Genomic DNA, 24,295 nt, shown 5'->3' with positions numbered 1-24,295 from the left:
ACTACAACTCCCTTTTTTCTATATAACTTTTTCTCAGCTGACCACAAGCAGCATTTATGTCTAAACCCATTTCTTTTCTAACAGTAGTTTCAATCCCATGTTTCATTAAAATATCTCTAAAGCACTTAACTTGCTCTTCATTTGATTTTTTTAAATCATTTTCATCTATTTCATTTATTGGAATTAAATTTACATGACATAACATACCTCTTATTAATTTTACTAATTGCTCAGCTTGCTCTTTAGAGTCGTTTACCCCCTTTACTAATGCATATTCAAAGGTAATTCTTCGTCCCGTTTTATCAATATAATATTTACAGCTATCAATAAGCTCAACTATAGAATATACCTTAGCAATAGGCATAGTTTTCACACGCAACTCATCATTAGGAGCATGTAATGAAATTGCTAGTGTTATCTGTAAATCTAAATTTGCTAAGCTCTTTATCTTAGGCACAATTCCACATGTAGAAAGAGTTATATGACGTTGTCCTATATTAAGTCCATATTGAGAATTTACATCCTTAATAAATTTTACAACATTATCATAGTTATCTAACGGTTCTCCACTTCCCATAAGTACAATATTTGAGATTCTCTCCCCAAGTTGTTTTTGTGAAACCATAATCTGACCTAACATTTCTCCACTACTTAAACTTCTAACAGCTCCTCCAATGGTTGAAGCACAAAACTTACAACCCATATTACATCCTACTTGAGTTGATATGCATATAGAATTTCCATGATTATACTGCATAACTACTCCTTCAACTATATTACCATCATGTAAAAGAAATAAATGCTTGCGAGTATCACTATTTTTAGAACTATATGTTTCTACTATTCTAGGTATTCCTATAAAAAAATTTTTTTCTAATTTTTTCAAAGTATCTTTAGATATGTTAGTCATCTCTTTGAAGTCCCAAACTTCATTATAAATCCAAGAGAATACTTGTTTAGCTCTAAATTCTTTTTCACCATTTTCTTTCATCCATGATTTAAGTTCTTCTATATCTAAATCTAATATATTTTTCATTTCTACTCCTATTTATTTCTACGAATTTTTGCTATAAAAAATCCATCCATATATTCATTAGGCAACACTGTTACAGAACCTTTTTCGTCATAGACCAGATTTTCCACCTGTCCAAAGTTTAAAGGCTCTACACTAAAATCTTTAAAATTACTTAAAAACCAGTTTATATTCCCTTGATTTTCTGTTTTATTTATAGTACAAGTTGAATATAAAATTATTCCATCTGGTTTCACATATTTAGCTGCATTCCTCATTATTTCACGTTGAACTGTTATTAAAGATTTTAATTCCTTCTCTTTTTTTGTATATTTAATTTCTGGTTTTTTTCTTATTATTCCTAGGCCAGAGCAAGGTACATCTATAAGTACTCTATCTCCCACCTCTATTAATTCTTTGCATTCTTTAGTAGCATCTAATATATCTAATTCAATGTTTGTTAGTCCTAATCTCTCACTATTACTTCTTATAAGTTCTAGCTTATGATCATAAATATCAAAAGCCTTAACTATACCTGTATTATCCATTATTTCAGCTATATGAGTAGTTTTTCCTCCTGGAGCACTACATAAATCTAACACAGTCATATGCTCTTTTAAATCCATACTAGGTGCTACTAGCATAGCACTTTCATCTTGAACTGTAATAGCACCTTTCTTAAACAATGGGTTATCCTCTACACTCTTTCCTCTTACGATTCTTATGGCTTCAGGGCATATAGACCCCTCTTCTACGTTGTATGCATTTTTTTCTAACTCATGAAAAACCTGCTGAAAATCTCCCTTTGTGGAGTTTACTCTAACTGTAACAGCAGGTCTTTTATTAAGCCCATCTAGTATCTTTTCTCCAACTACCTCTCCATATTGCTCAATAAATAATTTTACCATCCATTGAGGAAAAGAATATGAAAATGCTAATCTTTCATTAATGTTTTCTTTATTATAATAATCTTTATTCTTATTTCTTAAATAACTTCTTAATACGCCATTTACTAATTTGGAAGCTCCCACAGACACATTAGTCTTAGCTAAATTAACGCCCTCATTTACTGCTGCAAACTCAGGTATTTTATCTAAATATCTAAGCTGATATATACAAACCCTTAATAAATTTAAAATATATTTATCTGTTTTGTCAAATTTTTTTTCTAAAAAAGTCTTAAGTATTTTATCAATTGCGTACCTATATTTTATAGTACCATAAACAAGTTCTGTAGCTAATGCTTTATCTTTATCTCCAAGATTACATTGACTAAGGTTGTTGTTTAAAACAATATTAGAATAAGCCTTATTTTCAAAGACTTGCATTACTGTATTTATTGCTACTTCTCTAGCACCTATCATTCATATCATCCTATCTACGATTTCTAGTGTTTATCCATTTTCCTACTAATCATTTCTATTTCTTATAGCAATGAGTCTTAAAAGCTGTGCAATAGCTGTAACTGCTGCTGCTACATAGGTTAATGCTGCTGCAGTCAAAACATTTTTAGCTCCCTTTACTTCATCTTCATAAAGTATATTCCTTGAACTTAATATGGCTACAGCTCTACTGGATGCATTAAACTCTACAGGTAGTGTAACTATCTGAAAAAGAACTGCTGCTGAGAATAATATAATACCAAAGTTAACTAATGGTGTAAAAGACATTACAATTCCAATAAAGAATAATATCCAAGAAGCTTGGGAGCCTATATTAGCAATTGGCACTAAAGCTGTTCTTATTTTAATTGGTGCATATCCTTCTTTATGTTGAATAGCATGACCTATCTCATGGGCAGCTACACCTATAGCTGCCAGGGATGTACCGTTGTATACATCTGTTGATAGTTTTACCACCTTTTTACTAGGGTCATAGTGATCTGTAAGGTGACCCCCTGTAACTAATACTGGAATATCAAAAAGTCCGTAGGCATCTAATATCATTCTAGCTACTTGATTTCCAGTATATCCATTTCTACTATATACTTGTGAATACTTTGCATAACTACTTTTTATTTTCATCTGAGCCCATATTGAAATGATAAGAGCTGGTATAAGAATAATCATTGTTCTGTCAAAAAAACTTCCATAATAATATCCCATATATATTTCTCCTTTTTTTATTTAATTAATTTTTACTCTTCTTTTGAACTTTTTAATAATATATTTTCTTCAATAGAATTTCCTTTTATATATTCTTCTACTCTTAAAGGCTTTTTATTAGGAAATTGAACCTTAGTTATTAATATATTATCATCTTCAGTTGAAACCAACATTCCTTCTTTATTAACTTTTAAAATAGTCCCTGGAATTTTAGAAGACTTCTCGTTAGTAAGTCTAGTTTCAATTACCTTCATAGGCTCATCTTTATAATAAGTATAAGCTATTGGAAAAGAGTAAAGTCCTCTTACAAAATTATGTATGTCTTTAGAACTTTGATTCCAATTAATCTTTGCCATCTCTTTATTCAGCATACTGGCATAACAACTTTCACTTTCTCCTTGCTTTATTGGAGTTATCCTGTCATTATAAAGGCCTTCTATAGTTTCAATTAAAAGCTCAGCTCCACTGTTCATAAGTTTATCATGGAGCTCTGCAGTAGTCATATTTTCTGTAATCTCTACTTTGTTCTTTAACAACATATCTCCTGTATCTAAACCTATATCCATTAGCATAGTAGTATTTCCGCTTTCCTTTTCTCCCTTCATAATAGCATAATGAATTGGTGCTGCACCTCTATATTTAGGAAGTAATGAACCATGAAGGTTTATACATCCATATTTAGGTATATCTAAAACTTCCTTAGATAGAATTTGGCCAAAGGCTACAACTATTATGAAATCTAAATTCATATTTTTTAATTCTTCTATTAAACTTTTTTCATTTTTTAATTTTTCTGGTTGATATACTTTTATATCATGGTTAAGTGCTACCTGTTTTACTGGTGACATTGTCACGGATTTTCCTCTTCCTTTAGGTCTATCTGGCTGAGTAAGTACTGCCTTAACTCCATATTTTTCAATAATTGCTTCTAAGGATGGTACTGCAAAATCTGGTGTACCCATAAATACTATATTCATCTTCATACCTCCTATTTCACTGTCTTATCAGTGTATAATATTCCATTTAAATGATCTATTTCATGACAAAGAGCCCTTGCTAGAAGATCCTCCCCCTGAATTTCAATAGAATTTCCATCTCTGTCTTCAGCTTTAACTTTTACATATTGGGGTCTTATAACATTTCCTTGTTTACCTGGCACACTTAGACATCCTTCTACATCCTTAACTTCACCATTAGCCTCAACAATCTCTGGATTAATAAGTATTATTGGTCCATCACCAATATCTATAACCACTATTCGCTTTAAAATACCTACTTGTGGTGCTGCAAGACCTACTCCATTAGCATCATACATAGTGTCTAGCATATCATCAATTAATATTTGTGTTCTTTCATCAAAGTTTTTAACTACCTTACTAATCTTCCTTAATATTGGGTCTTCATTAACTCTTATATTTCTTAATGCCATAATCATTCTCCTTTACAATAAACTATTTGGATTTATATCAATACCAATCCTTATATTTTTATAATTAATCTGTTCATAGACTAAATTTTTAATCTCCATGGCATAATTATCATCAAATTTACCTTTAATTATAATTTGCCATCTATACAAACTTTTTATTTTAGAAACCCCACAAGGACATGGTCCTAATAACTCAATTTTATCACTTCCATAGTTTTTTATCCTTACTTTATCTGCTAAACTTTGTATACTTTTTATTAAATGTTCCTCATTTTCACTACTTAAATTTATACACAAAATTTTAGAAAATGGTGGATAATCCCTTAGCTTTCTAATAATTATTTCTTCTTCATAAAAACTTTTAAAATCATTTTCAGCAGCATAAACTATACTATAATTATCTGGATTATAAGTCTGAAGGATTACTCTTCCAGCCTTATTACCTCTCCCCGCTCTCCCTGCTACTTGAGTTACTAATTGAAAAGTCTTTTCTGCAGCTCTATAGTCTGGTAGATTTAAAGACAAATCTGCAGCAATTATTCCTACTAGGGTTACTTCTTTAAAATCTAAGCCCTTAGCAATCATTTGAGTACCTATTAACACATTATACCTTTTTGCAGAGAAGTCTCTATATATTTTTTCATAAGAATCCTTTCCTCTTGTAGTATCAAAATCCATTCTAAGAGGTTTACTATCTAAAAAGGTCTTTTTAACACTATGTTCTAATTGCTCTGTGCCTACTCCAAAATATTTCACATATTTACTTTTACATTTTGGACAAGTTTTTAATGCTCTTTGCTTTGCTCCACAATAGTGACAAGTTAAATTGTTATCATTATGATAGGTAAGGGAAATATCACAATTATCACACTTAAATACATAACCACACTCTCTGCAAGATACAAAAGTAGAATATCCTCTTCTATTTAAAAACATTATGGCTTGCTCTTTTTTTTCTAAACATGCTGTCATTTCTTCATAAAGTCTTCTACTAAACATAGACTTATTTCCTTCTTTTAGCTCTTCTCTCATATCCACTATCTCTATAGTTGGAAGATTAGCTCCATCGGCTCTGTGATTTAAAGTAATTATATCATATTCACCTTCCGTAGCCTTATAATAAGTCTCAATGGAGGGTGTAGCAGATCCTAACACCACTTTACATCCTTCAATTTCAGCTTTTAAACTAGCTATATCTCTTGCATGATATTTGGGGTCACTATCTGATTTATAACTAGTTTCATGTTCCTCATCTATAACAATAAGACCTAAGTTAGAAAAAGGAAGGAAAATTGCAGATCTAGCACCTATGGCTACTTTAACATTTCCCGTTTTTACTCTCATCCATTCATCAAATCTCTCACCTATAGATAACCTACTATGAAATATAGCAATGTCTCTTCCAAACCTTCCTTTAAATCTTTCAACCATTTGAGGAGTTAAGGCAATTTCCGGAATTAATATTATAGAATCTTTATTTTTTTTAATCATCTCTTTTACTAGGTTCATATATATCTCAGTTTTCCCACTACCAGTTATACCATGAATAAGAAATTTATTACTACTATTTTGGGATAATATAGTATCAACACATCTTTGTTGAATTGAATTTAATATTTTTTCCTCATATTTTTTATATATATTTTCATTATACCTATTAACTATAGTCTTTTTAACATCTAAGAATCCATTCTTAATTAATGTATTAATCCTAGATAAAGAAAATTTAAATTCACCAGTAAGTTCTGTCTTATTATAAACTCCATTATGTTCTCCTATAAAACTCACAATATTTATATATTCTTCTTTACTATATTTTTCTGTTAAGGGTCTACCAATAATTATACTATTTTTAGTTTTAAAAGTTGTTCCTTTAGTTATTCCACTAGGAATCATAACTTTTATACATTCTAAATAAGTACATAAATACTTCCTTCTCATTATTTCAATAAGACGTATATTATCCTCCGTAAGAAATTCCATACTGTCATCTATATCAACAATTTCTTTCAATTTAGTATTATCATCTATATCATAAAATATATCAACTATAAATCCATATATTTTCTTATTTCCATTTCCAAAGGGAACTGTAACCATTCTGCCTTTTTTTACTTTACCATATAAGTTTTCAGGTACCTTATATGTAAATATTTTATCTACTTTTACAGCTTCATTATTTACGATAATTCCTAAATACACTTTTAGCCCCCTTCTAGAGGTGTCTACCTCCATTCTAAATTAACTATTACCCATATTTTCTTTTTTAAACCCATTAGATACATTATATAAATAAATAATAAAAAAAGCGACTTAGTCGCTCTTTTTATTTATTGTTTAAAATCATATTAAAAAGCTCATGTCCAACTAATCTTTTACTCATATTATCAAGAGATATTTCTTTCCCATCTCTATTTATAATAGTAACCCTATTAGTATCACTTCCAAAGCCTGCATTACTTTCAGTTATATTATTAGCTACAATATAATCAAGATTTTTCTTTTTTAGCTTTATGTGAGCATTTTCTATTACATCATTACTCTCAGCTGCAAATCCAACTAAGATTTGGTGTTTTTTCAGGGTTCCTAGTTCCTTTAGAATATCGTTATCTCTTTCTAGTTCTATATTTAAATTACCTGGTCCCTTTTTTATCTTCTTATCTGAATAAGTCTTAGGTTTATAATCGCTTACTGCTGCAGATTTAACCACAATATCACTGTTATCAAATTCTGCTTTAACTGCGTTTAACATTTCTTCATTGGTTTCTACTTTTATGATTTTAACTCCTAATGGTGACTTTATACTGGTAGGACCACTGACAAGAACCACTTCTGCTCCCCTATCTCTAGCCTCTTCAGCAATTGCATATCCCATCTTACCAGTAGATCTATTAGTTAAAAACCTTACTGGATCTATATTAGCTCTAGTAGGCCCTGCTGTTACTAGCACTTTTTTACCTACTAAGTCCTTTGGTTCATGCAGATGTGATAAAATCACTTCTGCAATTTCTTCTGTGTCAGCAAGTTTTCCATCTCCTACATCTCCGCAAGCTAATCGCCCACTACTAGGATTTATAAACTCATACCCATAACTTTTCAATTTTTTAATATTTTCTTTAACTATGGGATTGTTATACATATTAGTATTCATGGCTGGTGCAAAGATTACCTTTGCATTAGCAGCCATAATAGTAGTTGATAACATATCATCTGCAATGCCATTTGCTACTTTACCTATAATGTTTGCTGTAGCTGGAACCACTACTAGTACATCTGCTTTTTTAGCTAAAGATATATGCTGAATTTCAAAAACCTTAGGTTCATCAAACATATTCTTTATTACTGCATTTTGACTTAATGATTGAAAACTTAATGGAGTAACAAACTCACAAGCTGACTTTGTCATAATAACATCCACATTTATATCTTTCTTTTTCAATCTGCTTATAACATCTAGAGCTTTATAGACTGCAACTCCACCTGTTACTCCAATAACTACATTTTTCTTACTCATCTAAATTTGAGCCTTCTTCCGCCTCTTCATTTACTAGTTCAAGTTCTTGAACCTTAGTAAACTTATCATCTGCCTCTCTAATTTCTACAATTCCTTGTTTAACTTCATTAATAGCAATAGTTAATGGTTTAGTGCCTACTCCTTGTACTCTTGACTCTTCACCGTCAATTATTTTTCTTGCTCTTCTTGAAGTAGATACTACTAATGAATATCTGTTATCCACTTTTTCTAATAACTCCACAATAGATGGATTAATCATTGAATTACTCTTTGAATTACTCATATCTTTTAGAACCTCCCTAATAGCTCATCTTTAATTTTAAATACTCTACATTTTTCAGCGACTATTATACTTTCAATTTTTTTAACGGCATCTTCAACCTTATCATTTACAACGGCATAGTCATATTTAGATGCAAAGCTTATTTCATCATAAGCACATTCCATTCTAGTCTTTAATGACTCTGGAGTTTCGCTTCCTCTATTTGTTATTCTATTTCTAAGTTCTTCCATAGATGGAGGCATAATAAATATAAATATTCCTTTAGGATATGAAGATTTAATTTTTAATGCACCTTGTATATCTATTTCTAATATTACATCCTTACCTTCTTCTAACATCTTTAAAACCTCAGATTTTGGTGTTCCATAAAAATTACCATAAACCTCTGCATATTCCAGAAAATCTTCTTTATCAATCCTATTTAAAAACTCATCTCTCTCTATAAAGAAATAATTTACTCCTTCTACTTCACCTTCTCTTGGCTTACGCGTAGTGCAAGATGTAGAAATCCATATTGGATTTTTTTCAATTAGCGCCTTACATACAGTCCCTTTGCCTGCTCCTGATGGTCCAGATATAACTAATAATTGTCCTTTGCTTCCCATATTAATCCTCTACCTCATCTATAGCATCATCACCTTTAGATGACAATCTATGTGCTACTGTTTCAGGCTGAACAGCAGATAGTATTACATGGTCACTATCAGTTATTATAACTGCTCTAGTTCTTCTACCATAGGTAGCATCTATTAGCATACCCCTATCTCTAGCTTCTTGAATTATTCTTTTTATAGGCGCTGATTCTGGACTAACAATAGCTACTAATCTATTTGCTGAAACAATATTTCCAAATCCAATATTTATAAGTTTTATACCCATGCCCTACCTCCTAAATTTATTCTATGTTTTGAACCTGTTCTCTAATCTTTTCTATATCACTTTTTATATCAAGTGCTATATTAGTTAATTCCAAATCGTTAACTTTAGACGCAATTGTATTTGCTTCTCTGTTCATTTCTTGAACAATGAAGTCTAGCTTTCTACCTATTGGCTCTCCTAGTTTAAAAGTTTTGATGACTTGCGCAACATGGCTTTTAAGTCTAACAATTTCTTCATCAACACAGGATTTATCAGCTTGAAGAACTACTTCCATAGCAATGCGATTTTCATCAATACTTTTTTCTGCTAAAATTTCTTCTACTTTCTTTAGAATTCTTGCTCTATACTCTTCTGTAACTTCTGGCACCCTTCTATTAATTATATCAACATTACTTGAAATACATTCACATCTCTTTGTAATATCTATTAAAAGTTTTTCGCCTTCTTGTTGCCTCATGGACACAAGATTGTGTACTGCCTCTTCTACTGCTGGTAATAATATCTTCCATGTTTTTTCTAAATCTTCTTCCTTTTGTTCTAATTTTAGAACTTCTGGAAATCGTGCTAAGGTTGTTGCAGAAATATCATCCCTTAAATCATACTTATCCCTTAAATTATGTAATACCTCCACATAATTTTCAGCTAAACTCTCATTTACCAACACGGACATATCTTCGTTAGCTCCTTGATTTTGAGTAATAAATATATCTACCTTTCCCCTTTTAATCTTGTCATTTACATATTTTCTTATACCATCTTCTAAAGATATTAAAGTTCTTGGCATTCTAGCATTAAGTTCAAAGTATCTGTGATTTACTGTCTTTATTTCCACAATAAAACTAGATGCTTCGCCCTCTGATGTACCTCTTCCAAATCCAGTCATGCTTTTTATCATATACAACGCACCCTTCTAGACCTTCTTAAATTCTTTATTTATTATACATAAAGTATGTGGCTTATTTCAACCCATAAACAAAAGAATTTTAAAGAAAAATGAAATATTCTTTAGAAAACCTTAGAAAAACCATTATAATTTAAAATATTCACTCTATAAACAAGGGACATAAGCTTGTATTTTAAGCTTATGTCCCTGATCTATAAATTAATTCAATAAAATCATCGATTTTAATAAATATATATTTAAAACTTTATTTAACCAAAGATTATTTTTAATAAGAATATTATTGCTAGAATATATACAACGAAAGATACTTTTTTTCTATCCTTAGCTTCCTTAGTTGTAATATTAGATATTAGGTTTAATATAGCATAAGATAACATTCCTATCATTAATCCATCTCCTATACTATATGTCATAGGCATTAATGCTATAGTAAGGAATGCTGGTACACCTTCAGTGAAATCAGAAAAATCTATATTTTTAACTGATTCTATCATGAAGAACCCTACAATAATTAAAGCTGGCGCTGTTGCACAACCTGGTATAGCAACAAATAATGGTGATAAGAACATAGCAAGTAAGAATAATATTCCTGTAACTACTGCTGAAAGACCTGTTCTAGCTCCTGATGCAACTCCAGCAGAACTCTCTACATAAGTTGTAACTGTAGATGTTCCTACACAAGCTCCGAAAGTTGTCCCAATTGCATCTACTAGTAATGCCTTACCTGCATTTTTAACTTTACCATCTTTATCTATCATTCCAATCTTTGACGCTACTCCAACTAAAGTTCCAGCTGTATCAAAGAAGTCTATAAATAAGAATACAAATACAACTGAAATAAATTCTGATATAGTTCCAGCATTTGTGAATACTGAGAAATCCAATTTACCTGCAATAGGCGCTATAGATTCAAACTTTAAAATACCTTTTGGTAAATATATTCCTGCAGCTGTAGCAGCTTCTGGTGATAAAGCAGCATATATCCATGCAGCTATTGCACTAGCAGCCATTCCCCAAAGTATTGCACCTTTTACATTTTTTTTAGATAAAATTACTATAACCATTACACCTAATATTGTAATTAACGCTGTTGGACTTACTAAGCTACCCATGGTTACCTTTGTAGCTTCACTTCCAACTACTATTCCAGCATTACCAAAACCTATAAATGCTATAAATAGTCCAATACCTGCAGTAACTGCATATTTTAAGTTAGTTGGTATACAGTTTACGATAGCTTCCCTAACCTTTGTTAATGATAATAAAATAAATATAATTCCTTCTACAAATACTGCTGTTAACGCTATTTGCCAAGATATCCCCATTTCCATTACTACCGTATATGCAAAGAACGCATTAAGTCCCATGCCTGAAGCTAATCCTAATGGTAGATTGGCGTAGATTCCCATTAAAATAGTAGTAACCCCAGCTGCTAGGCAAGTTGCTGTAACAACTGCTCCCGGATTCATTCCAACACCAGGATCTCCTAATATATTAGCATTAACGGCTATTATATACGCCATAGTTAAGAAAGTTATTAATCCACCAACAACTTCCCTCTTTACATCGGTACCATTTTCTTTTAACTTAAAAAATTTTTCCATAATACTTGTCCTCCTATTAATATGTATTATTGCAAAAAAATAGTCACTGGATAAGAATCCCAGTGACAGTTTTTTTAACATAGGAATTCTCATAGTCGGATTTTATCGGTATCCGGTAGAAACATCTAATCCATCGCATTAGACCTATATGAAAATTAGTGATTATTTCTTTTTACAAGATTATAATATCAACTTTATATACCTATGTCAATGTTTTTACGTATATTAATTTTATTTTTATTTATAATGTTCGTGTATTAATAATGTCCTTTTTCAAATACTTCTCTTATTTCATCTAAATTTCTTGTTTTTCCCAAGGCTAAAATCATCTTTATTCTAGCTTTTTGCCCTGGCATGCTATCCCCAAATATAACACCCATATTTCTTAATTGTTTTCCTCCACCTTCATAACCATAACTATCTAGAACTCTCCCCTTATAACACCTAGAAACTATTACTACTGCCACACCTTTATTTATAGCCTTTTCTACAGAACTCGCCATTAACGGTGGAATATTACCTCTCCCCATAGCTTCAATTACTAATCCCTTAGCACCTTGACTAACACAATAATCTATAAGTGTTCCATCCATTCCTGCACAGGATTTAATAAGCTGAACATTATTTTCTATTACATCAGTATTTATATATTCCTTTGTAGTGCTTCCTCTATAAAACCTTACTTCATTACTGTCAACAATACCTATTGGCCCAAATTCTGGACTTTGAAACGTATTAAGGTGCATAGAGTGAGACTTTGTAACCTCACTAGCACAATTTAGTTCATTATTTAAACATACAATTACTCCACGATTTCTTGATTCTTTAGATGTAGCCGTACAAATTGATGCCGCTAAGTTAGCAGGTCCATCGTATCCTAGCTCAGAACTATTTCTCATGGAACCTGTAACTACTACTGGCTTTTCACTATTTATAGTTAGCTGTAAAAAATAAGCTGTTTCCTCAAGAGTATCTGTTCCATGGGTAACTACTACTCCATCTACATCTTCTCTTTCTAAAAACTTCTTAACATAATTTGATAATTCCATCATTATATCTGGGGTCATATGAGGGCTTGGAAGACTAGAAAATGTATATGATTCTACTTCTGCATAGGATTCAATACCTGTTACCATTGACATTATTTCTTCACCTGTTAAATTAGGCACCGCTGCTTTTATTTTTTCATCTACCTTCATAGATATAGTTCCACCATTAAATATTACTACAACTTTACTCATACTTTATGTACCTCCAAAATCTTTATTATTTACAATCCAAAATAAAAGTTCAATTACACTTAACTTGTTTATAATCAATTTTAATTATATCTCTTTATCAAGGGCATTGTAAATGTACCTTATCCATTATAATCATTCCAATGAAATCTTTTACATAATTAAATATATTACATTGATGAAAATTATACAATAAAAAATATAGTTTTGAAATTAATATTAATTTCAAAACTATATTTTTGAATTTGAAGAAAACGTCTTAACATTCATTAGATAATTATGCAGATAAGTCCACCATTTCCCTCATTAATAATTTTCTGAAGGGTTTTTTGAAGTTTAATTTGCACATCTTCAGGCATTTTGTAAAGTTTATTTTGAAGTCCTTCTTTAACTAATTCTTCTAAAGACTTTCCAAACATGTTACTTTGCCAAATTTGTGAAGGATCATTTTCAAATTGCTCTAAAATTGATTTGTAGAACTCTTCGCTTTGTTTTTCACTACCCATTATTGGTTGAATTTCAGTTTCAATATCAGCTTTAATTAAATGTAATGATGGAGCTGAGGCTTTTAGTTTTACTCCATATTGATTACCCTTCTTAACAATTTCAGGCTCTTCTAGTTTCATTTCAGTAAGCTGTGGTGCAACTAATCCATAACCTGTCTCATTAACTTCTTTTAATGCCTCCTCAACCTTATCATATTCTATTTTAGCCTTGTAGAAACTCTCCATAATATTTAATAAATCATTTTCATTTTTTATATCAGTATTACAAATCTCTCCAAGGATTTTATAAAATAATTCATGTTTTGGATTAATATCCACACAGGAAGTACCTTCTCCCATATTCATTTCTTTAACTTTTATGTCTGATAAGAATTCAATTCCTTTAAAGGCATCAAGACATCTCTTAACATCTCTAACTTTATAGATATCTTTACACATGGCTTTTAGAATAGTCATTATGTTTACCTTTAACCAATGAGATGAATTTAAACTCTCCATCCACTGAGGCATGTCAATATTTATTTCTTTTACTGGAAACTCTCTTAGAACTGTATCAAATATTTCTGTAATTTCATTGTTTCCTATATTCATTACATCCATAACTTTTACAGGAACATCATACTTTTCTTCTAGTTCCCTTCCTAGGTCTTTACTCTCTTCTGAATTAGGATTTACAGTATTTAGAACTATTATAAATGGCTTATTTATCTCTTTAAGCTCCTTTATAACTCTCTCCTCAGCATCTACATAATCTTCCCTATCTAAGCCTGTTATACTTCCGTCTGTAGTTACAACTATACCTATTGTAGAGTGATCTGTTATTACCTTCTTAGTTCCTATTTCTGCTGCTTGCTCAAATGGAATTTCATAATCATGCCATGGAGTAGAAACCATTTTAGGTGCATCAGCCTCTGTATAGCCTAATGCATTCTTTACTATATATCCAACACAGTCAACCATTCTAACTTTAAATTTTACTCCGTCCTCAAACTGAATTTCTACAGCCTCATTAGGAACAAATTTAGGTTCTGTAGTGTGAATAGATTTTCCTGATCCACTCTGTGGCAATTCATCTTTTGCTCTGTCCTTCTTATGAGGATTTTCTATGTTAGGTATAACCATTAGTTCCATGAACTTTTTAATAAAAGTAGATTTACCTGTTCTAACTGGACCAACTACCCCTACATATATATCCCCTTGAGTTCTTTCCGCTATATCTTTATATATATCAAAATTTTCCAAGGCTACCCTCCCGCAACTACATATTAACATTATATATATATTGATATAGAATTAATATTATGCATTAATAAAATAAAAAAGTTCTCCTTTTTATTTTAAAAGGAAAACTTTTAATAGTTGATAGGTATTTAAATTAGATTATTCACTTTTAGCATAACTAAGTAATTCTTCTAATGTTAAATCTTTATTGTGACAAAGTATACTAATGGTTTTATTTCCAACATATCTATAATGCCATGGCTCATATTTATATCCCGTTATATCTTCTTTAGTCTTAGTATACCTTAAAATAAAGCCATACTTATAAGCATTTTCTAGAACCCAAGCACCCTCTTTGGTATTCTCAAAGGATTGATTTAAATCAAAGGCCATATCTCTGCTAGTAATATCAATAGCTAATCCAAGTTGATGTTCACTTTCACCAGGTTTTGCTACATATTCACTATGTTCACTGTCTTTATTTTGAATATCCTCATTGTAGATATATGTCTGAGAATCATATCCTCTAAATCCATTACTTAAAAATAAATTAATACCCTCTTCTTGAGCATCATAAAACATCTGCTCTAAATCTTCAACCATAGTGGCACTAACTAGGTTTTTTTCATTACTTCTTTCAGATACTAAGTTGATATTAGGAATAACTAAATTACCTGGCATATACTCCTTAGAAAGTAAATTTTCTTTGTTTACCAATGTATATAATCCCGTTGTATCACTATTAATAATATCTTTTATTTCTTTTATCTCATCTTTTGTTAAGGTAGAGCTAACTGTAGTGTCACTTAAATCAGGTACTTCTTCTAAATTGCTATATTCATGTTCATTAATACTATTCCCCCTAGAAGGCGTTGTTTTCCCTTGACTATATTTAGAAGTTTTATTCTCATAATCATTGTTGAATATATTAGCCGTATCAAGGACTTTTGAATCTTCCTTTAACACAAGTCCAATCATTATACCCACTAAAAATAATAACCCAATAATTATTGTAGTTCCATTATTAAAACCTGATTTCTTTTTATAGAAAATATCTTTTCTTTTATAAAATGAATTTTTTTTCTTTGTATATTTTTTATTATTCAACATACGTTTTTGTTAGCCTCCTACCTTTATCTTCAATTTTTCATTGAAAATAAAATTAATTCTCATCTATCTAACCTTATATCATTATATCAAATATTAAGATATTATCAAAATAAAATATTTTAATTAAATAAATGTTTACAATTCATTGTTTTCATCCTTATATTTTCTTCCCATTAATTTTGTAACACATTCTTTAGCATTCTTGCCTTTAAAAAGAACTTCATACAATGCAGTAGTTATTGGCATATCTACATCAGTTTTAGATTTTAATTCATGAAAGGCTTTAACAGCCTCAATTCCTTCTACAACCATACCTATCTCTTTTATGGCTTCTTCCATTGTCTTTCCACTTCCAATTAATATTCCTGCTCTTCTGTTTCTACTATGCATACTAGTGCAAGTAACTATTAAATCACCCATTCCTGTAAGCCCATAGAATGTCTCAGCTTTTCCTGAGAGCTTAGTTCCAACCCTTATTATTTCACTCATCCCTCGAGTCATTAGAGCTGCTTTAGTATTATCTCCATATCCAATGCCATCTGAAATCCCAGCAGCAAGGGCAATGATATTTTTAAAAGCTCCTCCTATTTCAACTCCAATAAGATCATTATTTGTATAAACTCTAAAGGTATTATTGCTAAATACATCCTGGATTTTTTTTGCAGCTTTCATATCCTTTGATGATACAGTTACAGTAGTAGGTATATCCCTTGCTACTTCTTCGGCATGACTAGGACCTGATAGTACTACTATAGGATGACCTTTTATTTCATCTTCAATTATTTCTGACATTCTTTTTAATGTATGATTTTCTATGCCCTTAGCCACAGTTACAATTATTTCATCACCCTTAAGAAAAGGCTCTACTTTTTTTGAAATCTCTCTAATAGCCTTTGAAGGTACTGCAAGAACTATTATATTACTATTTACTATAGTTTCTTCAAGCTCACCATAGGCAGTAACTTTTTCTGGTATGGCAATTCCCTTAAGATATTTTGTATTTTCTCTTTTTATATTAATATCATTAACTGTACTTTCACTATGGCACCATACAGAACATTCTGCCCCTTTCTTAGAAAGTAATACAGCTAAAGCTGTACCGAAACTTCCTCCTCCTATAAAAGAAATCTTATTCACCTTATCCCTACTTTCTTAAATTATATAAAACAATGAGAATAAATATTATATTATTTATTCTCATTGTCTCTATTAATTCCTTCTTATTTACTATTATTTACTAAAAATCCATTTGTAATAAAAGATATAAAACTTTATTAATCTTCTTTTCTCTTCCTGAATATAGTTTTTATTCCAGTACCTTTAAAATCAAAACTTTCCCTTAGCTTATTCTCTAAATATCTCTCATAAGAGAAGTGTAGTAAGGCTGGATCATTTACAAAAAATATAAATGTAGGTGGTTTTATATCCACTTGGGTTACATAATAAATTTTTAGTCTTCTTAATGCAACTACTGGAGGTTCATTCATAAGTACAGCTTTACTTACCACATCATTTAATACCCCTGTAGCTATCCTCTTAGTATAATTATTATAGCACTCTTTAGCTACATTTAAAACTTTGTTTACCCTTTGACCTGTTAAGGCAGATATAAATAGATAATTAGCATATGGCATAAAAGATAATCCTCTACCGATTCTAGCTTTATAATCATTCATAGTCTTATCATCTTTTTCAATTAAATCCCATTTGTTAACTATTACAACTATTGCCTTATTAAGTTCATGGGCATATCCTATAATCTTTTCATCTTGATCACTTAACTCTTCTGTAGCATCAAGAATCAATATACACACATCTGCTCTCTCTATGGCTGTAAGAGTTCTTATAACGCTATATCTTTCTATCTCTTCTTTAATTTTACTTTTTCTTCTTAATCCTGCAGTATCTATTAATATAAATTTACCCTCATCAGTTTCTAATTTACTATCAATAGCATCTCTTGTGGTGCCTGGAATATTACTTACTATATTTCTATTTTCACCTAGTAACTTATTTATAAGTGAAGATTTTCCAACATTAGGCTTACCCACCATGGCAATTTTTATGTATTCTTCATCCTCTTCGCTACTTCCTAACTCATCAAAATGAGCTACAACTTCATCAAGCATATCTCCAAGACCTAATGCTTGAGTCGCTGAAATAGTTACTGGATTACCTATACCTAAGTTATAAAATTCATAAGCATTATCTTCTAATTCTCTTCTATCAATTTTATTTACTACTAATGTTATTGGTTTTCCTGATTTTCTAAGCATTTGTGCCACTTCATAATCTGATGGATGAAGACCGGCTTTACCATCTACTATAAATACAATTACATCTGCTGTTTCAATAGCAATATTTGCTTGCCTTCTCATTTGAACCATTATAATGTCTTCATTTTCTGGCTCAATTCCACCAGTATCAATAATTGTAAAGTTATGTCTTAGCCATTCAGCCTCTGCATAAATTCTATCTCTTGTAACTCCTGGTGTATCTTCTACTATAGCTATTCTCTTTCCTGCTAATTTATTAAAAAGTGTAGACTTACCTACATTTGGTCTTCCAACAATAGCAACTACTGGTTTTCCCATATTAATCCTCCCTTAAATGTTCATTTATTATAGTTATTAAATCATCTCCTGTGAAATCACAAATAATAACTTTTCTATTTAGTTCTCTAGACAAATCTTCCACAGTATAATCATCTAACAGTATGGCTTCATCTGAATTAGAAAGTTCATATCCTTTTCTAAGGACATTATCGGGTATTATTATATAGTCTCCAACTTCTCTTTCTTTAAGTGTGTTTATTATGTCTATTCCTGTTAAAAGCCCTGTTACTGTAATAGTCTCTCCAAAAAACTTATTTGGTATCTTCTCTACGGTAATATTTATATTATTATTTAACCTTTGAATTTTATCTTTTATATGTACTATTTCAGGATAAACTAAAGCCCCTGTTACAAAGGTAAAAGATCCCACTCCATCTTTCTTTAAATCTGGAAGTGTAGTATCTATGGTATCCTTTAATAGAGTTACCATTCCTACACCATCTTCAATTTGCTCAAATCCTTGGTAATGCTCAGAGTCTGGCAATGGTTCCCCTGATACTATATAAAATTCGTCTGACAATCTAACAAAGGGCGTTCCACTTTCTTCATAGTACTTTTTTTGTAGCTCTTTAACTAAATTGATTTGTTTTAAAGAAGTTTCTTGTGTAAATAAATTTAGCTTTTTTAATCCTTCTCTATGCTTAGTTATCCCTAAGGGTACTACTGCTACACTATTAACATTAGGATAAAGTCTATATAAATCTTCTATAGTGTTAACTAATTCTTCTCCATCATTAATTCCTGGGCAGCAAACAATTTGAGTGTTCATCTTTATTCCTGCTGCTGATAACCTCTTAAGTATATCATATATTTTACCCGCAAATCTATTGTTGAGCATTCTAACTCTAAGTTCTGGATTTGTAGTATGTACAGATACATTTATAGGACTTATCTTGTATTTTATTATTCGTTCTATATCCTCTTCTTTCATATTAGTTAAAGTTAAAAAGTTTCCTTGTAAAAAGGATAGTCTAGAATCATCATCCTTAAAATATAAAGTTTCTCTCATTCCTTTAGGTAATTGATCTATAAAACAAAAAATACAATCATTATGACATGTCATAGGTTTATCAATAATTCCTTCTCTAAATACTATCCCTAAATCTTCATCATAATCCTTCTCAATTTCAATTTCCCAAATCTCTCCATCTATCTTCTCCACTTCTAAAAGAAGGACTTCATCAGTAATAAGAAATTTATAATCTATTATATCTTTAACATCATTTTCATTTATCCTTAAAAGTCTATCTCCAACCTTAATATCTACTTCTTCTGCAATAGAATTTGGAATAACCTTACTTATTTCATTTTTCATATTTGTATCTCCTTCATTCCTATAGCATGATTATACCACTATTATGTTATATTATCTTAATTATATTCCCTAGTCAATGCACCTCATTAAGATTACCTCAAAGCTTTCTATTTTTCAACAAAAATATAATTTAATTTCTAAGTAAAATAAAAAAGCTGACTACACATAGCCAACTTGTAATTTGAAGGTGGATTTAAATTAATTTAATTTTAGTTTTTCTCCGCTCTCTAAATATATAGTCCATTCACAAATATTGGTAGCATGGTCTGCCATGCGTTCCAAAAACTTGCATATAAATAAAAATTGACTAGCTTGATTTATAGTAGTTTGATCATTTCTCATTATTACAAGTAATTCATCAAATATACTCTTAAATAATCTATCTACCTGATCATCCATTTTACTTACTTCATGAGCTCTACTTATATCTGTAGTTATATATACCTCTAAAGAGTCTTTAATCATTTTTTCTACAATTTTAGCCATATTAGGTATATCTATAAGTTCCTTAATATAAGTTTCTCCTATAAGTTTTTTTGAAATCTTAGCTATGTCTACAGCATGGTCTCCCATTCTCTCTAAATCAGTTATGATCTTTGTAGTGATAAATATCCTTCTTAAATCACTGGCTAAGGGCTGCTCTGTAGCCATTAGTTTTATACACTTATCTTCTATATCTTCTTCATAGTCATCTATTACATCATCCTTTTGAATTACTTTTTCTGCTAAGATTTCATCCTGTTTTTTTAATGCATCAATGCTATCTTCTATTTGTTTGGCTACAGCCTCACCCATGGCCATTAAATCTTCATGAAGTTGTTGTAACTTAAGATCAAAACTATTTCTTGTCATCTTCTTCACCTACACTTTATAAATTTTAATTATTGATAACTACCTAATTTCATTCTATTATTAACCAAATCTTCCTGTGATATAATCTTCAGTTCTCTTATCCTTTGGCACATGAAACATCTCTTCTGTCTTTCCATACTCCACAATTTCTCCATTTAAGAAGAATGCTGTTTTATCTGATATACGTCCTGCTTGTTGCATATTATGAGTTACTATGACTATAGTGTATTTTTCTTTAAGTACGTCCATAAGTTCCTCTATCTTAGAAGTTGATATTGGATCCAATGCAGAAGTAGGTTCATCCATTAGTATGACCTCAGGTTCAACAGCTATAGTCCTAGCAATACAAAGTCTTTGTTGTTGACCTCCCGATAATCCTATAGCACTTTTTTTAAGCCTATCCTTTACCTCTTTCCAAAGAGCTGCTCCTTGAAGAGATTTCTCTACAATTTCATCTAACTTCTTTTTATCCTTTATTCCATGAATTCTAGGTCCATAGGCAATATTATCATAGATAGACATTGGAAATGGATTTGGTTTTTGAAATACCATTCCTATTCTTTTTCTTAATTCTATTTCATTTAGCTCTTTGTAGATATTGTTATCTTCAAAAAAAACTTTCCCTTCTATTTTTACATCATCAATTAAATCATTCATTCTATTTAAAGTTCTAAGAAAAGTAGACTTTCCACACCCCGATGGACCTATTAAAGCTGTAACACTATTCTTATCTATTTCTATATTTATATTTTTAAGAGCATGATTTGTTCCATAGTGTAAATTAAGATCTTTTACAGATATTATTGACATTATATTTCCTCCTAGTTACATTCTAATGATTAAAATTTTTCTTTATTTATTGTTTTGGTGATTCCCTTAGCTATCAGGCTTAAAGCTAAAATTATAAATATTAGTATAACTCCAATTGCAGATGCTAGCTCTATATTTCCGGCTTCCTTAGTAACTAGATAAGCATGTACAGTAAGAGTCCTACCACTAGACATAAGGTTTTGTGGCATTGCAGCTACTGTACCAGCGGTTAAAAGAATTGCCGCTGATTCGCCTATAATTCTTCCAATAGATAATATTACTCCTGATAAAATTCCTGGCATTGCACTGGGAACTACTATTTTGTATAAAACTTCAAACTTAGTTGAACCTAAAGCTACTGCACCTTCTTTATAACTTTGAGGAACTGTCTTTAAAGCTTCTTCTGTGGTTCTTATAATTACAGGTAGTACAATAATAGCTAATGTTAAAGAACCTGATACAATTGAAAATTGCAATTTAAGAGTAGATACAAAGAATACTGTTCCAAATAGTCCATATATTATAGATGGTATACCTGCAAGACTTTCTGTTGCAAATCTAATTAATTTAACTCCTCTTCCTTGCTTTGCATACTCTTGTAAATATATAGCTCCACAAATCCCTATAGGAATTGATATTAATAAAGATAATATTACCGTTAACAATGTAGTAACAATCATGGGAAATATACCACCACCATTTGTGGGAGAATAATCTCCAAAAATAAAGTTAAAATCTACAAGTCCAAAACCTTTATTAAATATATATCCTACTATAATAGCAATAATTAGAGCTGTAATAGCTGCAGATAACCATAAAATAGTTTTTAATATATTGTCTTTTATTTTTCTCATATTAATTACCTGCCTTTTCTGATATTTTAGCTATTACAAAGTTTAACAATAGAATGAAAGAAAACAAAACTACTCCTGTTGCAAAAAGCATCTCTTGATGTGTTCCAAAGGCATATCCCATTTCCAATGCTATATTAGTAGTGAGAGGTCTTACACTATCTGTTATATTATTTGGTATTATGGGGCTATTCCCAGCAACTAAGATAACTGCCATGGTTTCTCCTATTGCTCTTCCCATCCCTAGTACTATAGCTGTTAAAACTCCAGACTTAGCTGCTGGTAAAATTACTTTAAATATAGTTTCAATTTTAGATGCACCTAAAGCTAAAGATGCCTCTTTATATTGTTTTGGTACTGATCTTATAGCTGTTTCTGCCACTGAAATAATAGTTGGTAGCATCATCACTGAAAGAACTATTATAATGGCAAGTAAACTTTGTCCTTTAGGAAGGGATAATTTACTTTGAATAGCTGGTACTATTATTCCAAGGGCAAAGACTCCAAATAATACAGAAGGAATTCCTGCTAATAATTCCACTCCCTGAGACATTATCTTTGCTACTGATTTAGGTGCTATTTCAACAATAAAAATAGCTGTTAATATTCCTATGGGTACCCCTATAACAAGAGAGCCTAGGGTTCCATATATAGAAGCAATTATCATAGGAAGAATTCCATACTTTTCTGAACTAGGTACCCACTCTGTTCCTAGTAAAAATTCTCCAAAGGAATATCCTTTAGATATAAATGGTGTCAAACCCTTATAAAATACAAAACCTATTATTAAAATTAAACTTATTACTGCTATTAAAGCACATACTTTAAAAACATTCTCTGATATACCATCAATGATATATTTTATCCCCTTAAGTTTGTGGGGTTTTTCCATCTTAACTGATTTCACTGACATATATTTGACCTCCAATTTAAATTCAATAGACCTTTAAGATAATTTTTCTCTCAAAGGTCTATAACCATTGTGGCATATAAATTATCTATTTTACTTTTATTCCACCAGCTTCTTCAACAATACCTTGACCTTTTTCGCTTAAAATGTAGTCAATAAATTGTTTTCCATCCTTTGTTAATTTATCTTCTTTATATACTACTAAGAAAGGTCTTGATAATTTATACTCTTTGCTTAATACTTTTTCAGGTGTTGCTTCACTTCCCTCTATTTTTAAATCCTTAATTGAATCATCTAATTGTTCAAAAGAAATATATCCTATTGCATTTTTATTTGTTGAAACTGTAGTTTTAACACTTCCATTACCTTCTGCTATAGTTGCATTTTTCTCCAATTCTTCTGAAGTATATCCTACAATTTCTTGGAAAGCATCTCTAGTTCCTGAACCATCTTCCCTTGAAACTACCACTATTGGGGCATCAACTCCTCCAACTTCCTTCCAGTTAGTTATAGCTCCTGTATATATGTCCTTAATTTGTTTCATAGTTAAGTTTTCTGCTTTATTTGATGGATGGACTACTAATGCTATTCCATCATAAGCAATTACTGTTTCAGCAAGCGCTGATTTTTCTTCATCTTTTAACTCACGTGAAGCCATACCTATTTCACTAATACCTTCTACAGCATTTTTTATTCCTGCTGAAGATCCTATTTGTTGAACCTCTACAGTAACATTGGGATTTTCACCTTTATAACTCTCTGCTTCCTTTTCCATTAATGGCCCTACAGAAGTTGAACCTGATATTTTAATAGTTATAGCTTTTGCTTTATTATCACTAGTATTATTACCGCTATTATTTGAATTGGAAGTATCCTTTCCGCCACAACCTACTAATAATCCCATGGTCATTGTTGCAACTATTCCTGCTATTAATAATTTTATTGACTTCTTTTTCATTTAAATTCCCCTCCAATTTGTTTTTTTATTTATCTTACAATATTGATTATATTCTTTCTTAGTTAAGCTATTATTATCCATATATTAAAAAAACTTAACTTAGGTTAATAATACTTAACATAAACAGAATTTTTAACTTCACAAGAAAAAGACTAGAGAATTTTCTCTAGTCTTTTATA

At 30.6% G+C, this 24,295-nt stretch carries 22 protein-coding genes, 1 pseudogene and 1 riboswitch; all 23 genes and pseudogenes read right to left on the bottom strand.

What is annotated here, in order from left to right; genetic code table 11:
- Position 1 precedes the first annotated feature (1 nt).
- The gene (gene rlmN, locus B3J31_RS01965) at positions 2–1,036 is read right to left on the bottom strand and encodes a 23S rRNA (adenine(2503)-C(2))-methyltransferase RlmN (RefSeq protein WP_150844796.1); all 1,035 of its coding nucleotides are present in this window, start codon (positions 1,034–1,036) and stop codon (positions 2–4) included.
- A gap of 8 nt (positions 1,037–1,044) precedes the next feature.
- Positions 1,045–2,376, bottom strand: coding sequence for a 16S rRNA (cytosine(967)-C(5))-methyltransferase RsmB (rsmB, locus tag B3J31_RS01960; protein WP_346867337.1), 1,332 nt, complete (start codon positions 2,374–2,376; stop codon positions 1,045–1,047).
- 45 nt (positions 2,377–2,421) lie between these two features.
- Positions 2,422–3,117, bottom strand: coding sequence for a zinc metallopeptidase (locus B3J31_RS01955; RefSeq protein WP_346867336.1), 696 nt, complete (start codon positions 3,115–3,117; stop codon positions 2,422–2,424).
- Between the two features lie 32 nt (positions 3,118–3,149).
- The gene (gene fmt / locus B3J31_RS01950) at positions 3,150–4,094 is read right to left on the bottom strand and encodes a methionyl-tRNA formyltransferase (RefSeq protein ID WP_346867335.1); all 945 of its coding nucleotides are present in this window, start codon (positions 4,092–4,094) and stop codon (positions 3,150–3,152) included.
- Between the two features lie 11 nt (positions 4,095–4,105).
- Positions 4,106–4,546 carry a peptide deformylase gene (gene def / locus B3J31_RS01945; protein ID WP_150844793.1) on the bottom strand — a complete coding sequence of 147 codons (441 nt, stop codon included), beginning with the start codon at positions 4,544–4,546 and terminating at the stop codon, positions 4,106–4,108.
- 12 nt (positions 4,547–4,558) lie between these two features.
- The gene (priA, locus tag B3J31_RS01940) at positions 4,559–6,781 is read right to left on the bottom strand and encodes a primosomal protein N' (RefSeq protein ID WP_346867334.1); all 2,223 of its coding nucleotides are present in this window, start codon (positions 6,779–6,781) and stop codon (positions 4,559–4,561) included.
- 91 nt (positions 6,782–6,872) lie between these two features.
- On the bottom strand, positions 6,873–8,060 hold the full coding sequence (gene coaBC / locus B3J31_RS01935; protein ID WP_346867333.1) for a bifunctional phosphopantothenoylcysteine decarboxylase/phosphopantothenate--cysteine ligase CoaBC: 1,188 nt from the start codon (positions 8,058–8,060) through the stop codon (positions 6,873–6,875).
- A 91-nt stretch (positions 8,061–8,151) separates the two neighbouring features.
- A pseudogene (gene rpoZ, locus B3J31_RS01930) lies at positions 8,152–8,343 on the bottom strand (DNA-directed RNA polymerase subunit omega); the annotation flags it as partial.
- Positions 8,344–8,348: 5 nt separating this feature from the next.
- Complete coding sequence (gene gmk, locus B3J31_RS01925) at positions 8,349–8,948, bottom strand: guanylate kinase (RefSeq protein WP_150844790.1); 600 nt, start codon at positions 8,946–8,948, stop codon at positions 8,349–8,351.
- A gap of 1 nt (position 8,949) precedes the next feature.
- On the bottom strand, positions 8,950–9,222 hold the full coding sequence (gene remA, locus B3J31_RS01920) for an extracellular matrix/biofilm regulator RemA (RefSeq protein WP_035132703.1): 273 nt from the start codon (positions 9,220–9,222) through the stop codon (positions 8,950–8,952).
- Positions 9,223–9,238: 16 nt separating this feature from the next.
- A complete protein-coding gene (locus tag B3J31_RS01915; RefSeq protein ID WP_346867331.1) occupies positions 9,239–10,117 on the bottom strand; it encodes a YicC/YloC family endoribonuclease in 879 nt (292 codons plus the stop codon).
- 257 nt (positions 10,118–10,374) lie between these two features.
- Positions 10,375–11,730 carry a solute carrier family 23 protein gene (locus B3J31_RS01910; RefSeq protein ID WP_150844788.1) on the bottom strand — a complete coding sequence of 452 codons (1,356 nt, stop codon included), beginning with the start codon at positions 11,728–11,730 and terminating at the stop codon, positions 10,375–10,377.
- Positions 11,731–11,802: 72 nt separating this feature from the next.
- Positions 11,803–11,902: riboswitch (purine riboswitch) on the bottom strand.
- A gap of 85 nt (positions 11,903–11,987) precedes the next feature.
- A complete protein-coding gene (locus B3J31_RS01905; RefSeq protein WP_150844787.1) occupies positions 11,988–12,971 on the bottom strand; it encodes an asparaginase domain-containing protein in 984 nt (327 codons plus the stop codon).
- 266 nt (positions 12,972–13,237) lie between these two features.
- A complete protein-coding gene (gene spoIVA / locus B3J31_RS01900; RefSeq protein ID WP_150844786.1) occupies positions 13,238–14,716 on the bottom strand; it encodes a stage IV sporulation protein A in 1,479 nt (492 codons plus the stop codon).
- 138 nt (positions 14,717–14,854) lie between these two features.
- Positions 14,855–15,805, bottom strand: a complete 951-nt coding sequence (locus B3J31_RS01895; protein WP_346867330.1) for a M15 family metallopeptidase — start codon at positions 15,803–15,805, stop codon at positions 14,855–14,857.
- 135 nt (positions 15,806–15,940) lie between these two features.
- Positions 15,941–16,942 (bottom strand): NAD(P)H-dependent glycerol-3-phosphate dehydrogenase, encoded by a 1,002-nt coding sequence (locus B3J31_RS01890; protein ID WP_346867329.1) that lies wholly within the window; start codon positions 16,940–16,942, stop codon positions 15,941–15,943.
- Positions 16,943–17,079: 137 nt separating this feature from the next.
- On the bottom strand, positions 17,080–18,399 hold the full coding sequence (gene der, locus B3J31_RS01885; RefSeq protein WP_035132691.1) for a ribosome biogenesis GTPase Der: 1,320 nt from the start codon (positions 18,397–18,399) through the stop codon (positions 17,080–17,082).
- Between the two features lies 1 nt (position 18,400).
- Complete coding sequence (locus B3J31_RS01880; protein WP_346867328.1) at positions 18,401–19,735, bottom strand: DUF512 domain-containing protein; 1,335 nt, start codon at positions 19,733–19,735, stop codon at positions 18,401–18,403.
- A gap of 198 nt (positions 19,736–19,933) precedes the next feature.
- Positions 19,934–20,587, bottom strand: coding sequence for a phosphate signaling complex protein PhoU (gene phoU, locus B3J31_RS01875; protein ID WP_346867327.1), 654 nt, complete (start codon positions 20,585–20,587; stop codon positions 19,934–19,936).
- A 60-nt stretch (positions 20,588–20,647) separates the two neighbouring features.
- Positions 20,648–21,397 carry a phosphate ABC transporter ATP-binding protein PstB gene (gene pstB / locus B3J31_RS01870; protein WP_346867326.1) on the bottom strand — a complete coding sequence of 250 codons (750 nt, stop codon included), beginning with the start codon at positions 21,395–21,397 and terminating at the stop codon, positions 20,648–20,650.
- Positions 21,398–21,426: 29 nt separating this feature from the next.
- Positions 21,427–22,251 (bottom strand): phosphate ABC transporter permease PstA, encoded by an 825-nt coding sequence (gene pstA, locus B3J31_RS01865; protein WP_035132683.1) that lies wholly within the window; start codon positions 22,249–22,251, stop codon positions 21,427–21,429.
- A gap of 1 nt (position 22,252) precedes the next feature.
- Positions 22,253–23,161 (bottom strand): phosphate ABC transporter permease subunit PstC, encoded by a 909-nt coding sequence (gene pstC / locus B3J31_RS01860; protein ID WP_150844778.1) that lies wholly within the window; start codon positions 23,159–23,161, stop codon positions 22,253–22,255.
- 85 nt (positions 23,162–23,246) lie between these two features.
- Positions 23,247–24,116 (bottom strand): phosphate ABC transporter substrate-binding protein, encoded by an 870-nt coding sequence (locus tag B3J31_RS01855; protein ID WP_346867325.1) that lies wholly within the window; start codon positions 24,114–24,116, stop codon positions 23,247–23,249.
- Positions 24,117–24,295 lie beyond the last annotated feature (179 nt).

Origin of the sequence: Clostridium sp. UBA5988, from assembly GCF_002435615.1 — a bacterium.
GTDB classification, from domain to species: domain Bacteria; phylum Bacillota; class Clostridia; order Clostridiales; family Clostridiaceae; genus Clostridium_J; species Clostridium_J sulfidigenes.
This window is presented reverse-complemented; position numbering and strand designations above follow the sequence as displayed.